Raw genomic sequence first — 15,160 nt, 5'->3', positions numbered from 1 at the left:
TATCCCGGGCCCGCGCGATTTCAGCGCCCGGCTCAGATCACCCCCAGCACACGCCACCACAGGAAGTCCAGCGGCAGCAGAACCAGCACGGTGATCGCGAACAGCGCCAGCGTGACCTTCAGCAGCGGCCGCGTGCTTTCCCCGGCCAGCCCCATCGCAACGATCAGCGGCCCGACCTGATACGGAAAGACCACGGTCGAGAAGCCGATCACCTGCGTCATCAACACCGCGTTGAGCGAAAAGCCCGTGGCCTGTGAAAGCTCGGGCGCGAGGGGCGTCAGAACCGCGGGAACACCGGCCATCGTCGTGAAGACCGAGGTGGAGGTCCCCAGAAGCGAAAGCGAGATAAAGTTCACGAAATCCCGCCCCGGCGCGAACGGCAGTGCGGCGAACAGCTTGCCCGCAATGATCGCACCCAGACCGCTGGCATTGGCCACGGCGCCAAGGGTCAGCGCCCCCGCCACGAACAGCAACATCGAGAAATCCACCGCCGAGCGGAACACCGGCGGCGGCACGAAGCCGAGTTGCGGCACCATCAGCAGCAGCGACGCGCCCAGACCGATCCAGGCGGCATTGATGCCATGCACTCGGTCGGTCGACCACAATGCCAGAACCCCCAGCAGCACCGCCAGCAGCATCAGCTGACGCCGTGCCGAGCCGGGAACCGTGACCGGGGTCATATCCCCTGCGGCCACACGTCCGGGAAAGAACGCCAGCACCAGTGCCACGATGACCGCCGATTTCAGCAACCCCAGCACCGGATAATGCAGCAGCAGATAATCGGCATAGCTGAAATGCGCGCCCAGCGATTGCTCGGCCACGCCCGACAGGATGACGTTGGGAATGTTCGACGGCAGGATCGCGAAACTGGGCATGTTGGTGCCGATCGCGATGATGACCGCCACACCCGTTCGCCCCGGCGAGCCCTTCGCCAGACCCAGCGCATCGGCCAGCGCCATGCCCACCGGCACCAGCACCGCCGCACGGCCCAGCGATGACGGCATCACGAAGCCAAGCGCCATGCCCAGCACCATCAGCCCGCCGATCAGCGCGGCATAGCTTTTCGACAGATGCGGCCGCGCCAGCGCGCCCAGCCGGGCCCCCAGCCCCGAATGGGTGATCGCCGCCCCGATCACGAAGCCCGCAACCACCAGCCAGATCGCGGAAGATGCGAAACTGGCAAAGACCTGTTGCGGTGGCGCCAGCCCGGTCAGGATCAGCGCCGCAAACAGGAAGGTCGAGGCGACGTAACCCGGCACCAGCCCGGTGCCCCACAGCGACAGGGTAATCAGCATGATGCCGAAGGTCAGCGCCTGATCCGCGGTCATTGCGGCAGGCTGCGCGACGGCGGCCCAGGCCGCCAGCACCAGCGCCAGGGCAAAGATGATCTCTCGCAGGCGGGTCATGGTTTTCCTTTCACTCCGGTCCGGCCCCGGACTATCCCTTCGGGCGGGGATGTCATAGAATGACAACATGACAAATGATGTCGAATTTCCGCCAGATGACGGCCAGCCGGTAACGGCCTGGTCCGGGCATCTGGACAAGGGCGCCCGCTGGGCCGCCCGTGGTGATGACCGGGCCCAGGTCATGTTCTGTTTCGACGGGCTCATGCGGGTGGAAACCGGCGCGGACCGCTGGTTCATCCCCGACAGGTTCGGGATCTGGCTGCCCCCCGGCACCGCGCCGCACGTCACGCTCGCCCATCGGATCGAATTCCAGATCTTCCTGCTGCACCCGCGGTTCTGTCCCCGGCTGGGCCTGCCCGGCCACCCAACCGTGCTGCGCGCAACGCCCCTGATACGCGGAATCGGGCGGCGGCTGATGTCCTCTGCCCCCCTGCCCGCCGCGGAACGCCGCCGTCTCGGCTGGGTCGCACTGGACGAGATCGCGCGGCTCGAGCGGCCCGACCTGCATCTGCCGGGCAGCGGCGATCCACGCCTTGCCCGCGCCATGACCCACCTGCTGGACCGCCCCCGTGACGCGGGCAATCTGGCGCGGCTTGCGGCCGATGTGGGCAGCAGCGAACGCACCCTCAGCCGCCTGTTTCAGAACGAAACCGGCATGAGCTGGCGCGCGTGGCGCGACAGGATGCGCTTCGTTCTGGCGCTGGAGGGGCTCCAGCTTGGCCGCTCCAGCACTGACCTGGCGGCGTCGCTGGGCTATTCGTCCCCCTCGGCCTTCGTTGCGGCCTTCCGCCGTCAAAGCGGAATGACTCCCTCCGAGTGGCGCCACCGCCGCTGAGGCGCCCAAGCGGTCAGCGGGTTTGAAACGCGTTGAGCGGCAGTTTCAGATAGGACCGGCCATTGTCCTCGGCTTCGGGCAGCCGGCCGCCGCGGATATTCACCTGCAATGCCGCCAGCATCAGCCTGGGCAGCGGCAGGGTGGCGTCCCGCGCATCGCGCAGGGCGCGATATGCGGCCGCGTCCGGGGCGTTCTGCCAGTGAATGTTGCGGGCGAGATGATCGGCCACCGTCGCCTCGCATTGCGCGGCCCGGCCCGGCGCATAATCATGGCCCACGAAAACCCGCGTCTGCGGCGGCAGCGCAAGGATCGCCGAAATGCTGTCATAAAGCGCGGCGGAACTGCCGCCCGGGAAATCGGCGCGCGAGGTGCCGCTGTCGGGCATCATCAGCGTATCATGCACGAAGGCCGCATCGCCCGCGACATAGGTGACCGAGGCCAGCGTATGCCCGGGCGAAAACATCACCCGCACCGGCACGTTGCCCACCATGAACCGGTCGCCATCGGCGAACAGGCGGTCCCACTGGCGGCCATCGGTCGGGAAATCCGCGGGCAGGTTGTAGATGTCCTTCCACAGCTTCTGCACCTCGGTCACCTTTTCGCCGATCGCCGTGGGCACGCCGGTCTGCGTCTTGAGCCACTGCGCCGCCGAGAAATGATCGGCATGGGGGTGGGTATCCAGAATCCAGACCAGTTCGATCCCGGTTTCGCGCACATAGTCCAGCAGGCGTGCGGCATTCGTGGTCGCAGTGGCCCCGGCCAGCGGGTCGAAATCAAGCACCGGATCGACGATCGCGCCCTTCATCGTGTCCGGGTCATGAAAGACATATTGCCAGCTGCCGGTCGGTTGGTCCCAGAAACCTTTGACAATGGGATTGGTCATCTCTGTGCTCCGTTTCGTTCTTCTGTGCATCGGCGGCCGCGGTCGTCCCCGGCCGCGGGGTCAGCGCATGCTGGCCTTCATCATCCAGAGTTCCTTTTCGTGCCATTCCAGCCGATCGGTCAGCATACCGGCAGAGACCTCGTCGCCGGCTTCGCCCGCTGTGGCGATGGCATCGCGCAGGGTCGCACAGATCGCCTCGTGCCCGGCGACGAGTTTCAACACCATGTCCCCTGCAGATTGGGCCGGCGTCTCCTCGTCTCCGGCCTGCGCCATCAGCGCGGCGACACTGCCGGGGGCATAAGCGCCCTGAATGCGGATGCGCTCGGCGATCTCGTCCAGCGCGGCCCACAGGTTCTGATACTGACCTTCGAACAGCGCGTGCAGCTGACGGAAATTCGGCCCTTCGACATTCCAGTGATAACCGTGCGTCTGCACATAAAGGCGGAAAGTCTGCCCGAGCACGGCATTCAGGGCGGCGATATTGGCGTGGGTCGTGGGGGTCATGGGACTGTCTCCTGTTCGGGGGATCGGGGCGGGCCTTGTGCGGCCCGCCCGGTCAGATCACAGAGCGCGGGTCGAGAAATACCAGTCGACCGTGTTGTAGCCTTCGCCCGCGCGGGCCAGGGCGGCCTCGGGCGTGGCGGGGGTGGGCACGATCACCTCGTCGCCGGGTTTCCAGTTCTCGGGCATCGCGCATTTGTTCGCATCCGCCACCTGCAGCGCCACCAGCAGGCGATAGATTTCATCGACCGAACGCCCCGCGACCATCGGGTAATAGACCATCGCCCGCAGTTTACCCTCGGGGTCGATGATGAAGGTCGCACGCACCGCCGCCGTATCCGAGGCCCCCGGCTGGATCATGCCATAGGCATTGGCCACCGCCATGTTCAGATCGGCGATGATCGGGAAGCGCACATCGACGCCGAACTTCTCCTTGATGTTCAGAACCCAGGCGATGTGGCTGTAATGGCTGTCGATGGACAGACCCAGAAGCTCGGTATCGAGGGCGGCAAAGTCATCCTGGCGCTTGGCGAAGGCGATGAATTCGGTGGTGCAGACCGGCGTGAAATCCGCCGGGTGGGAAAACAGGATCAGCCACTTGCCGCGGTAATCTTCCAGCGTCTTGCGACCATGGGTGGTGGGGGCGTCGAAGGCCGGGGCTGCTTCGTTCAGACGGGGCCCGACGGCTTGGATCTCTTCGGTCATTTCTGCGGTCCTTTGTGTCAGTGTTTCGATGACCCACAGATAGCGACTGGATATTTATAGTTGAAATTGAATATAACGTTCAAAATTATAGAAGGAATCTATCAATGGTAACGCTCCGCCAGCTGCGTTTCCTGACCGCCGTCGCCGAGACGCTGAATTTCTCGCGCGCCGCGGACCTTTGCTTTGTCACCCAGCCGACCCTCAGCGCCGGGATCAAGGAGCTGGAAGACCGTCTTGGCGTGCAGTTGATCGAACGGACCCGGCGCAGCGTCATGCTGACCCCCGTCGGCACAGAGATCACCGCCCGCGCCCGGCGCCTGTTGCTGGATGCCGCCGAAATCGAGACGCTGGCGCAGACCCATCGCAACCCGTTCGAGGGTGATCTGAAGCTCGGCTCGATCCCCACCATCGGACCTTACCTGCTGCCGCGCGCACTGCCCGCCATCCGCCGCGCCTTCCCGGATCTGCGCGTCTACCTGCGCGAGGAAATGACCGAGAGCCTGATCGAGGGCCTCAATGCGGGGCGGCTTGATCTGATCCTGATCGCCCTGCCCTTCGAGACCGGCGCGCTGGAAATCCTGCCTTTGTTCGAAGATGGCTATCATCTGGCCTCCCCCGCGCACTGGCCCGCCCCGCAAGGGGCCGACGCGCTGACCCAAAGCGGGCAGCTCATGCTGCTGGAAAAGGGCCATTGCCTGCAGCGCCACGCACTCGAGGCCTATCCGGGGCGCATCGTGACCGCCGAAGACAGTTTCGCCGCAACCAGCCTGACCACCCTGATCGCCATGGTCTCCGAAGGGCTGGGGGTCACGCTCTTGCCCGACCTCGCAGTGACCGCCGGGGTGGCCGGGGCAGAGCAGGTGCGCCTGACCCCCCTCCCCGATGCCTGCCCCCGTCGCGTGGTCCTGGCCTGGCGCCCCGGCTCCGCGCGCGCAGAGGTGTTTCGAAAGCTCGGCGCCCTGTTGCAACGCCGGCAACGGGCGGCCCTGGCGGAGAACGGCCCCCTTGCCGATCCGGCCTGAGCCCCCCGCCGATACGGATGACGGCAGGCAGATCCCTTTCCTCTGGTGCAACCCCGCGCAGCGCCCTAACCTGCCTGAAAACCGGAGGCCCCGATGCGCCGCTTTGAACGCGATTACCCGCAGGCCCGTGGCGGATGCCAGTGCGGCGCCGTGCGGTTCACCATCTCTGCTGGCCCCGCCGATTACGGGATCTGCCATTGCCGGATGTGCCAGCGCGCCACCGGCAACGCCTTCGCACCGCTGTTTCAGGTGCCTGCGGATCGCGTGACCTGGCATGGGACACCCCGCGAATGGGCCAGTTCGAACCTGGCCTGGCGCGGGTTCTGTCCGACCTGCGGCACACCGCTCTATTACCGCGACGCCGAAGGGATCGAGATCATGGCGGGCTGCTTCACCCCCGACTTCCGCCCCGAACCATTGTTCGAGACCGGCGCGGAATCCCGCCTCGGCTGGCTTGACCATATGACCGACCGGCCCCGGTTCGAAACCCAGGCCGCGCTGGTCGCCCATGTCACCTCATACCAATCCAGGGAAGACTGATGCCCAAACGCCTGCGCCTGACCCGCCGCTTTCCGGTAGCCCTGACCAACGACGCCTATCGCACATTGCACCGTTTCGCGACCGAGGCCGGGATCAGCACCGACGAGGCGCTGACCTTCCTGTTCGAACATTTCAACTCGGTCACCCACCACGAAAACCTGACCGCGCGGCTACGGCTGTTCAAGGCGGAACTGGACGCGCGCAAGGCCTGAGGGCGGCGCGGGCGGCCATGCGGGCCTGAGTATTTTTGCCAAGAAGAAGCCCGATGCGCCCCGGCAGCGGGGGCCACGCGGACCCATTATGAGAGCTTCACTCCGCCGCCGGGGCGACTTCTCCTTGGGCGGTCATCGGCTCTCCAGCCTGTTCCGCCCGGTAAGCCTGGCAGCACATGGTTAATTCTTCGTATCGCCCTAACTTCTTCTTGGCAAAAATACTCAAATCCCCACGATGGACGCAGCGGCACACCGTCGTGACGTTGCGCAACGAAGGCCCTGCGCCCCTTACGCGCGCGTCAATTCGTGCCAATATGACTCTGATCTTGGGAGGGATCCAATGACCGCACAGCTTTACTGTTTCGGGGAATCGGGCAACGCCTACAAGGCGGCGCTGACGATGGCGCTGACTGGGTATGACTGGCAGCCGGTCTTCGTGGATTTCTTCAATGGCGCCACCCGCAGCCCCGATTATCTGGCGCTGAACGAAATGGGCGAAGCGCCGGTTTTCGTCGAGGGCGATCTGAAACTGACGCAATCGGGCGTGATCCAGTTGCATGTGGCCGAGGCGACGGGGCAGTTGATGGGCGCGCCCGAAGACCGCGCCGAGGTGATGCGCTGGCTGTTCTGGGACAACCACAAGGGCAGTTCGCAATTCGGCGCGCTGCGTTTCATGATGAATTTCCTGCCCGAGGAAAAACGCCCTGCCGAGGCGATCAAATGGCTGTCGGGCCGGGCGCAGGCCGCGCTCAAAACGCTCGACGCACATCTGCAAGACCGCGACTGGATGGTGGGCACGGGCCCGACCTTGGCCGACATCGCCTGCTGCGGCTACCTGTATTACCCCGAGCCTTTCGGGTTCGACCGTAACCAGTTCCCCGCCATCAGCCGTTGGCTCGACCGCATCGCGGCGCTGCCCGGCTGGAAGCACCCCTATGATTTGATGCCCGGCAACCCGTCGGACCGGGCCTGAGGAGGACCAATGACCGAAGCCTATATCTATGACGCCTGCCGCACCCCGCGCGGCAAGGGCCGCCCCGATGGCAGCCTGCACGAAGTGACCTCGGTCGCGCTGTCGGCGCGGCTGCTGAATGCGGTGAAGGCCCGCAACGGTCTGGAAGGCCATGCCGTCGAAGACGTGATCTGGGGCAACGTCACCCAGGTCGGCGAACAGGGCGGCTGCCTCGCGCGCTCGGCCGTGCTGCTGTCGGATCTGGATGAATCGATCCCGGGGCTGGCGATCAACCGCTTCTGCGCCAGCGGGATGGAGGCGGTGAACATCGCTGCCAACCAGGTGAAGGGCGGGGCCGGTCAGGCCTATATCGCGGGCGGCGTCGAGATGATGGGCCGCGTGGCGATGGGCAGCGACGGTGCCGCGATCGCCGTGGACCCGAGCCTGGCGATGAAGACCTATTTCGTGCCGCAGGGCATTTCCGCCGATATCATCGCCACCGAATACGGTTTCACCCGCGAAATGGCTGACGCGCTGGCCGTCGAAAGCCAGAACCGCGCCGCCGCCGCCTGGGCCGAGAACCGCTTTGCGAAATCCATCGTGCCGGTGGTCGACCAGAACGGCATCGTCATTCTGGACCGCGACGAATTCATGCGCCCCGGCACCACCGTTGACAGCCTCGGCGCGCTCAAGCCCAGCTTCAAGGACATGGGCGAGGTGATGCCCGGCTTTGACAAGGTCGCGATGCTGAAATACCCGCATCTGACCGCGATCAATCACATCCACCACGCCGGCAACTCCTCGGGGATCGTCGATGGCGCGGGCGCCGTGCTGATCGGCAACAAGGAATTCGGCATCGCCCACGGGCTGAAGCCGCGCGCGCGCATCCGCGCCACCGCGAAAATCGGCACCGATCCGACGATCATGCTGACGGGCCCGGTGCCGGTGACCGAAAAGATCCTCAAGGATTCGGGCATGTCGATCAACGATCTGGACCTGTTCGAGGTGAACGAGGCCTTCGCCGCCGTCGTGCTGCGCTTCCAGCAGGCCTTCGATGTCGACCCGGCCAAGGTCAACGTCAACGGCGGCGCCATCGCCATGGGTCACCCGCTGGGCGCCACCGGGGCGATCATCATCGGCACGCTGCTGGATGAGTTGGAACGCCGCGACCTGTCTTGTGGTCTGGCCACGCTGTGCATCGCGTCCGGCATGGGCGCCGCCACCATTATCGAACGCGTCTGAGGGAGGGCGACATGACCGATTTCACCTATGCCGTAGGCGCCGATGGCGTCGCCATCATCACCTGGGACGTTCCGAACAAGTCGATGAACGTGATGAGCCTGGAAGGCTTCGCGTTGCTCGATTCAATGATCGACAAGGCACTGGCAGACGAGGCCGTGAAGGGCGTCGTCATCACCTCGGGCAAGAAGGACTTCGCCGGGGGGATGGATCTGAACGTCATCGCGCAGATGCGCGAAGGCGGGGCCGAGGCGATCTTCAACGGCGTGATGCAGATGCATGCCGTGCTGCGCAAAATCGAACGCGCGGGCATGGACCCGAAGACGCTGAAAGGCGGCAAGCCGATTGCCGCCGCCCTGCCGGGCACCGCACTTGGCATCGGGCTGGAACTGCCGCTCTCGACCCACCGGATCTTTGCCGCACCGAATGAAAAGGCCAAGATCGGCCTGCCCGAAATCATGGTCGGCATCTTCCCGGGCGCGGGCGGCACCACCCGGCTTGTGCGCAAGATGGGCGCGATGGTCGCAGCCCCCTTCCTGCTGGAAGGCAAGCTGTCGAACCCGAAGGCGGCCAAGGCCGCAGGCATCATCGACGAAGTGGCCGACGATCCGGTGGCCGCGGCAAAGGAATGGGTGCTGAATGCCAAGGATGCGGACCTGGTGAAACCCTGGGATGCCAAGGGCTACAAAATGCCTGGCGGCGCGCCCTATCACCCGGCAGGTTTCATGACCTTCGTCGGCGCCTCGGCGATGGTGCACGGCAAGACGATGGGCGTCTATCCGGCGGCCAAGGCGCTGCTGTCGGCGGTCTATGAGGGCGCGCTGGTGCCCTTCGATCAGGCGCTCAAGATCGAGGCGCGCTGGTTCACCAATGTGCTGCTGAACCCGTCGTCAAGCGCGATGATCCGCTCGCTCTTCATCAACAAGGAAGCGCTGGAAAAAGGCGCGAACCGGCCGGCCGTCGGTGACGAGACGGTGAAGAAGGTCGGCATCCTCGGCGCGGGCATGATGGGCGCGGGCATCGCCTATGTCTCGGCCATGGCGGGGATCGAGGTGGTGCTGATCGACGCGGCACAAGAGGCCGCGGATCGTGGCAAATCCTATTCGACCGCGCTTCTGGACAAGGCGATCAGCCGCAAGAAATCGACCGAAGAGAAGAAGGCCGAAGTTCTGGCCCGCATCACCGCCACCACCGATTACGCCGCGCTCGCGGGCTGCGATCTGATCGTCGAGGCGGTGTTCGAGGACCCGAAGGTCAAGGCCGAAGTCACCGCCAAGACCGAGGCGGTGATCCCCGCCGATGCGATCTTTGCGACCAACACCTCGACCCTGCCGATCTCGATGCTGGCCCGCGCCAGTGCGCGGCCCGAACAGTTCATCGGCATCCACTTCTTCTCGCCCGTCGACAAGATGCTGCTGGTGGAAATCATCAAGGGCGAACAGACCGGCGACCGGGCCGTGGCCAAGGCGCTCGATTTCGTGCGCCAGATCCGCAAGACCCCGATCGTGGTGAACGACGCGCGCTTCTTCTACGCCAACCGCTGCATCATCCCCTACATCAACGAGGGCATCCGCATGCTGGCCGAGGGCGTGAACCCCACGCTGATCGAGAATGCCGCGAAACTGGTCGGCATGCCGCTGGGGCCGCTGCAACTGGTAGATGAAACCTCGATCGACCTGGGCGTGAAGATCGCCAAGGCGACCAAGGCCGCGATGGGCGATGCCTACCCCGACGGCGCGGTGGACGAGGTGCTGTTCTGGATGGCCGATCAGGGCCGGATGGGCAAGAAGGCCGATGCGGGCTTCTACAGCTATGCGAACGGCAAGCGTGGCGGGCTGTGGGAGGGTCTGGCGGCGCAATACCCCGAGGCTGAAACCCAGCCCGAGCTGCACGAGGTCCAGCACCGTCTGCTGATGGCGCAGGTTCTGGAAGCGGTGCGCGCCTTCGAGGATGGCGTTCTGACCGATATCCGCGAAGGCGATGTCGGCGCCATTCTGGGCTGGGGCTTTGCGCCCTGGTCGGGCGGCCCGTTCAGCTGGCTCGACATCATCGGTGCGGCCCGCGCGACCGAGATCTGCGATGCGCTGACCGAAAAACACGGCGCCCGTTTCACGACCCCCGCCCTGCTGCGCGACATCGCGACCAAGGGCGACAGCTTCTATGCCCGCTTTGGCGGCGGTCAGGCGGCGAAAGCGGCCTGATCCCGGACCATCCGTCGGAATTCGAGTATTTGGACCAAGAAGAAGACACCATTTCTTCTTGGTTCAAATACTCCCGCCGGAGGCAAGAAAATCAGAACGCCGGGCGCCGCCGCGCCCGGCGTTTTTCGTGTTTTCGTTCAGAAGGCATAGCCGAAGCGCGCCACATCCTCGGCACAAAGCTGCCCGACGAGCGCGGCATCGGCATCGCAGTAGTAGGGCCGCCAGTCCCGCCCGCGGGCCGAGGCATTGGCGCGCGGCAGCGGGGTGATCCGAAAGCCCAGATGTGCCTCCAGCGGGGCGGCATCTTCATCCAGATGTTCCAGCCGCAGGAAGGCGCGCGCCTGTTCCTGCCCGTCCGCCAGCCGCAGATAGCTGCCATAAGGCGCCGCACCGATGCTGGCCTGCGTCTGTGGCGCGCGCAGGAAGGCGCTGAACTCCAGCGCCTGCGCCAGGGCCACCGCCGGGTGGTCAAAGCGTTGCCCCCGCAGCCAGTGGTAATAGCTGACCAGCCTGTCCCAGGGGTTCCGCACCAGGGTGAAGGTGAAATAATCGCGCGCCTCGGCCTCGGTATAAAGCCCGATCCCCTCGGCCAGGGTGGCGTGCTTCCACAGCCTGCCAGCCGTCCGCACCCCCTTCAGCCGTGTGCGGCGGCGGCGTGCCTTGGGGGTGTCGCCCACCAGAATGTCGTCGGCCATCGCCCGTGTCTCCAGCGCCAGTGCCAGCGCGGTGCCGCCGGTTTTCGGGATATGGACGAAGATATAACGGCGGCCGTGCGATACGATCATCCCGACAGCCTAGCGGGCGCGCCAGATAATCAAAAGCCCCGCCAGAGTGATCAGCGCCATCCCCGCCCAGTCGCGCAGGCCCGGCACCTCGGCCCACAGCAGCCAACCCCAAAGCGCCGCGGCCGGCAGCACGACATATTCGAACACCGCCACCCGCGAGGGATCGGCCAGCTGATACCCCCGCACCATCAGCCCGACCCCGACCAGTGACCCCAAGGCCTGCACAAAGACCCAGAAGACCACCGTGCCCGAGGGCGACACCGGCCCGCGCAGGATGAAGCCCGCAGCACCCGGCGCCGCCTCGGGCGCGATCCAGGTCGCCAGCCCCAGACCGATCGCCCCGAACAGCCCCAGCGCGGCAAAGAACCCCGCCGTCAGCGTCACCGCGCTTTCTCCCGCACACCAGGCGCGCGTCGCCACATTGCCCAGGGCATAGAGCGCACCGCCCAGCACCGGAACCAGGGCCGCAGGCCCGATCGGCGCCTGGCTGCCCGGCCCCAGCACCAGCAAGATCCCGGCAAACCCCAGCGCCACCGCCGCGATCCGGTAGCGCCCGATCGGTTCGTGATAGACCAGCCGCGTGATCAGCAGCACGAAGATCGGCGCGGTGAACAGGCCTGCGGCGACCTGCGGGACGGGCAGAAACCCCAGGCTGCCGAAATAGCACAGCATCGCCGCCCCATGCACGCCCGAGCGCGCCACGACACCGGCCCAACGCCGCGGCATCAGCCGCAGCCCAAGCGCCGGAGCCGCCAGAGCCAGTATCCCCGCAACCATGACCGAGCGCATCAAGTGAAACTGCCACAACCCGATTTCGGCCGCGATCACCCGCACATAATTATCGGTGAACCCGATGATGAGCGCATAGCCGCAGATCGCGGCAGCCGCCTGCAAGGTGGCATTTCTGAAAAGCATGACGTAACGTAATCCTCGGTTTCCGGGCCCTGCCCCCCCTTTCCTTTCCTCTGTGTCAGATCGAATATCGCGCCCGGAAACGACATGTTGTCCGAAATATGCATTTGGACTGAGGAGGAACGCGATGGGTTGGCTTGCTGATGAAACGGGTCTGGAGAAATGCGCGGCGAACTATGTGCCGCTGACGCCCCTGTCGCACCTGAACCGCGCCCTCGAGGTGTTCCCCGAACGCATCGCGATGGTCTATGGCTCCACCAAACGGACCTACGTCGAATTTCACGCCCGTGTCAGCCAGCTGGCCTCGGCGCTGCAGCAGCGCGGCATCAAATCCGGCGATGTGGTGGCGGCGATCCTGCCCAACAGCGGCCCACAGCTTGAGGCGCATTTCGGCGTGCCCGCCTGCGGCGCGATCCTGAACGCGATCAACACCCGGCTCGACGTCGACACCGTCGCCTATATCTTCGAACATTCCGAGGCGAAGATGGTGCTGGTCGACACCCAGTTCCTGAAACTGGCCGAAGCCGCGATCAAGCAGATGCACGGCACGCCGCCGCAGATCATCGAGGTGGCCGATCCCGAACATGGCTTCCCGGCGGGCGGGCATTATCTGGAATACGAGGATCTGGTCGCGATGGGCGATCCGATGTTCGACTGGATCATGCCGAAGGACGAATGGGAAAGCATCGCGCTGAACTATACCTCGGGCACTACGGGCAAGCCCAAGGGCGTGGTCTATCACCACCGCGGCGCCTATCTGGCGACGATGGGCAATGCGATCTCGTGGCAGATGCGGATGTATCCGGTGCTGCTGACCATCGTGCCGCTGTTCCACTGCAACAGCTGGACCCACCCCTGGATGATGCCGATGCTGGGCGGCACCACGGTCTGCTGCCGCGACGTGACCGCCAAGGCGATCTATGACGCGATCGCGGACGAAGGCGTGACCCATTTCGCCGGCGCGCCGATCGTGCTGAACACCATCATCAACTGCAAGGACAGCGACCGCCGCCCCTTCGATCACATCGTCGAGGTGTTCACCGCCGGCGCCCCGCCGCCCGCCGCGACCCTGGCCGCGATCGAGCCGCTGGGCTTCAACGTGACCCAGGTCTATGGCCTGACCGAGGTCTACGGCCCCGCCACCACCTGCTACTGGAAACCCGAATGGGACGGCATCACCGGCGACGAACGCGCCACGATCAAGGCCCGCACCGGGGTTCTGATGCCGATGATGGAAACCATCACCGTGCATGACCGCGGCCATGAGGTCGCCCGCGACGGCGTGCATCTGGGCGAGATCGTGATGCGCGGCAATGCGGTGATGAAAGGGTATTTCAAGAACCCGCAGGCCACGAACGAGGCCTTCGAGGGCGGCTGGTTCCGCTCGGGCGACATCGCCTTCATGCATCCCGACGGTTACATCAAGATCACCGACCGCGCGAAGGACATCATCATCTCGGGCGGCGAGAACGTCTCGTCCGTCGAGGTCGAGGGCGTGATCGCGTCGCACCCCGCCGTCTCGCTGTGCTCGGTCGTGGCCAAGCCCGACGAGAAATGGGGCGAGGTGCCCTGCGCCTTCGTCGAACTGAAAGACGGCGCCGAGGTCACCGACAAGGAAATCATGGCCTATTGCCGCGAACGTCTTGCAGGTTTCAAGACGCCCAAACGCGTCGTTTTCGCCGATCTGCCGAAAACATCGACCGGCAAGATCCAGAAGTTCGAACTGCGCGCCGTGGCAAAGCTGCTCGACTGATCGGGCGGCCGTCTACCCGGTGGAAACATCCCCAAAGGCCGGAGGGCAGGCAGCCCCCCGGCCTTTCCATGTGCACCGCGGCTTGAGCCGCGATTGACCCCGGGGCGCCCGATCCCTATCGTGCCATCGACACGAGCAGCCCAAAGGTCCGAATGACCGCACTCCCGCAATATGACCGCCTCGAAGCCCCCGGCATCTGGCGCGAAACCCCCGATGCGCAACGGCAGGAAGTCATCGTCTCGTTCGGCGATGCCACGCTGGTGATCGCCGATGACCGCTCGGTGCGGGCACTGGCGCATTGGTCGCTGCCGGCGATGATCCGGCGCAACCCCGGCAAGCGGCCTGCGATCTATGCGCCCAGCGAAGAACCCGGCGAAGAGCTGGAACTGGACGACGACACGATCATCGACGCGATCGAAAAGGTGCATCAGGTGCTGGAGTCGCGCCGCCCGCATCCGGGGCGGCTGCGCGGCTGGCTCAGTGGCGGGGCGGCGGCGCTGGCGGTGGGGCTTGGGCTGTTCTGGCTGCCCGGCGCCCTGATCGAGCACGCGGCCCGGGTCGCACCGCCGGCAAAGCGGGTCGAGATCGGCCATCAGGTGCTGGCCGAACTTGCCACGCTGACCGGCGCGCCCTGCCGCACGGCCGCGGGCAGCAAGGCGCTGGACGCGCTGGCCGAACGTCTGTCGGGCCCGGAAGAAATTGCCGTGCTGCCGCAGGCGCTGAGCGGCGCACGCCGCCTGCCCGGCCGGATCGCGGTGATCGGCCGCGACATGGTCGAGGCGCCCGACACGCCCGAGGTGGCCGCAGGTCATATCATCGCGGCAGAGCTGGCCTCGGCCGATCGGGACCCGCTGCTGGCGCTGCTGCACTGGGCGGGCATGGGCGCGGCCTTCAAGCTGCTGACCACCGGCGATCTGCCGCCCGGCGCGCTGAAAGGGTATGGCAAGGAACTGCTGGATCATCCGCCCGAGACCCCCGCGACGGAACCGCTGCTGGCCGCCTTCGCCGCCGCGGGTGTCAGCGCCACGCCCTATGCCTATTCGCGCGACCCGAGCGGCGAAAGCGTGCTGAGCCTGATCGAGGCCGATCCGTTCAAAGGGGCCCCCGCACCCCGCCCGGTGCTGGAAGATGCGCAATGGATCGCGTTGCAGGAAATCTGCGGCGGCTAAGCCCCATGTGAAAACAGCGGCCGTGCGGCCGCTGTTCTGGACTGC

At 65.7% G+C, this 15,160-nt stretch carries 15 protein-coding genes; 9 read left to right on the top strand and 6 right to left on the bottom strand.

The features are described from left to right. Positions 1-32: 32 nt before the first annotated feature. Positions 33-1,406, bottom strand: a complete 1,374-nt coding sequence (locus P2G62_RS08345) for an SLC13 family permease (protein ID WP_275734428.1) — start codon at positions 1,404-1,406, stop codon at positions 33-35. Between the two features lie 67 nt (positions 1,407-1,473). Between P2G62_RS08345 and P2G62_RS08340 the strand changes: the two genes are divergently transcribed. After that, positions 1,474-2,241, top strand: coding sequence for an AraC family transcriptional regulator (locus P2G62_RS08340; RefSeq protein ID WP_275734427.1), 768 nt, complete (start codon positions 1,474-1,476; stop codon positions 2,239-2,241). A 13-nt stretch (positions 2,242-2,254) separates the two neighbouring features. Here the strand turns inward: P2G62_RS08340 and P2G62_RS08335 are convergent, their stop codons facing one another. From P2G62_RS08335 to P2G62_RS08325, 3 genes are read right to left on the bottom strand one after another with little or no spacing between them, the layout of a single operon-like run. Beyond that, complete coding sequence (locus tag P2G62_RS08335) at positions 2,255-3,124, bottom strand: MBL fold metallo-hydrolase (protein WP_275734426.1); 870 nt, start codon at positions 3,122-3,124, stop codon at positions 2,255-2,257. A gap of 60 nt (positions 3,125-3,184) precedes the next feature. Further along, positions 3,185-3,628 carry a DNA starvation/stationary phase protection protein gene (locus tag P2G62_RS08330; RefSeq protein ID WP_275734425.1) on the bottom strand — a complete coding sequence of 148 codons (444 nt, stop codon included), beginning with the start codon at positions 3,626-3,628 and terminating at the stop codon, positions 3,185-3,187. 57 nt (positions 3,629-3,685) lie between these two features. After that, positions 3,686-4,330 carry a peroxiredoxin gene (locus tag P2G62_RS08325; RefSeq protein WP_275734424.1) on the bottom strand — a complete coding sequence of 215 codons (645 nt, stop codon included), beginning with the start codon at positions 4,328-4,330 and terminating at the stop codon, positions 3,686-3,688. A 104-nt stretch (positions 4,331-4,434) separates the two neighbouring features. On the opposite strand from P2G62_RS08325, the gene P2G62_RS08320 reads away from it, so the two are divergent. The 6 genes from P2G62_RS08320 (at position 4,435) to P2G62_RS08295 (ending at position 10,496) form a co-directional block, all read left to right on the top strand. Further along, positions 4,435-5,352 carry a LysR substrate-binding domain-containing protein gene (locus P2G62_RS08320; RefSeq protein ID WP_275734423.1) on the top strand — a complete coding sequence of 306 codons (918 nt, stop codon included), beginning with the start codon at positions 4,435-4,437 and terminating at the stop codon, positions 5,350-5,352. 93 nt (positions 5,353-5,445) lie between these two features. Next, positions 5,446-5,892 carry a GFA family protein gene (locus tag P2G62_RS08315; RefSeq protein ID WP_275734422.1) on the top strand — a complete coding sequence of 149 codons (447 nt, stop codon included), beginning with the start codon at positions 5,446-5,448 and terminating at the stop codon, positions 5,890-5,892. Next, complete coding sequence (locus P2G62_RS08310; RefSeq protein ID WP_275734421.1) at positions 5,892-6,104, top strand: hypothetical protein; 213 nt, start codon at positions 5,892-5,894, stop codon at positions 6,102-6,104. Before P2G62_RS08315 ends, P2G62_RS08310 begins: the two co-directional genes overlap by 1 nt. A 340-nt stretch (positions 6,105-6,444) precedes the next feature. Then, entirely contained in the window at positions 6,445-7,077 is a 633-nt protein-coding gene (locus P2G62_RS08305; RefSeq protein ID WP_275734420.1) for a glutathione S-transferase family protein, read from the top strand. 9 nt (positions 7,078-7,086) lie between these two features. Next, on the top strand, positions 7,087-8,298 hold the full coding sequence (locus P2G62_RS08300) for an acetyl-CoA C-acetyltransferase (protein WP_275734419.1): 1,212 nt from the start codon (positions 7,087-7,089) through the stop codon (positions 8,296-8,298). Positions 8,299-8,309: 11 nt separating this feature from the next. Next, positions 8,310-10,496 (top strand): 3-hydroxyacyl-CoA dehydrogenase NAD-binding domain-containing protein, encoded by a 2,187-nt coding sequence (locus tag P2G62_RS08295; RefSeq protein WP_275734418.1) that lies wholly within the window; start codon positions 8,310-8,312, stop codon positions 10,494-10,496. A gap of 137 nt (positions 10,497-10,633) precedes the next feature. On the opposite strand, the gene P2G62_RS08290 is transcribed toward P2G62_RS08295, so the two are convergent. Together P2G62_RS08290 and P2G62_RS08285 are read right to left on the bottom strand one after the other, a co-directional pair. Further along, complete coding sequence (locus P2G62_RS08290; protein ID WP_275734417.1) at positions 10,634-11,281, bottom strand: sulfotransferase family 2 domain-containing protein; 648 nt, start codon at positions 11,279-11,281, stop codon at positions 10,634-10,636. 9 nt (positions 11,282-11,290) lie between these two features. Then, positions 11,291-12,196 carry a DMT family transporter gene (locus P2G62_RS08285; protein ID WP_275734416.1) on the bottom strand — a complete coding sequence of 302 codons (906 nt, stop codon included), beginning with the start codon at positions 12,194-12,196 and terminating at the stop codon, positions 11,291-11,293. Positions 12,197-12,320: 124 nt separating this feature from the next. Here P2G62_RS08285 and P2G62_RS08280 point away from each other — a divergent pair, with 124 nt between their 5' ends. Both P2G62_RS08280 and P2G62_RS08275 read left to right on the top strand, forming a co-directional pair. Next, on the top strand, positions 12,321-13,946 hold the full coding sequence (locus P2G62_RS08280) for an AMP-binding protein (RefSeq protein WP_275734415.1): 1,626 nt from the start codon (positions 12,321-12,323) through the stop codon (positions 13,944-13,946). 152 nt (positions 13,947-14,098) lie between these two features. Further along, a complete protein-coding gene (locus P2G62_RS08275; protein WP_275734414.1) occupies positions 14,099-15,115 on the top strand; it encodes a hypothetical protein in 1,017 nt (338 codons plus the stop codon). Positions 15,116-15,160: the final 45 nt, after the last annotated feature.

It is taken from the genome of Paenirhodobacter sp. CAU 1674 (assembly GCF_029222945.1).
Taxonomy (GTDB): domain Bacteria; phylum Pseudomonadota; class Alphaproteobacteria; order Rhodobacterales; family Rhodobacteraceae; genus Rhodobacter.
This window is presented reverse-complemented; position numbering and strand designations above follow the sequence as displayed.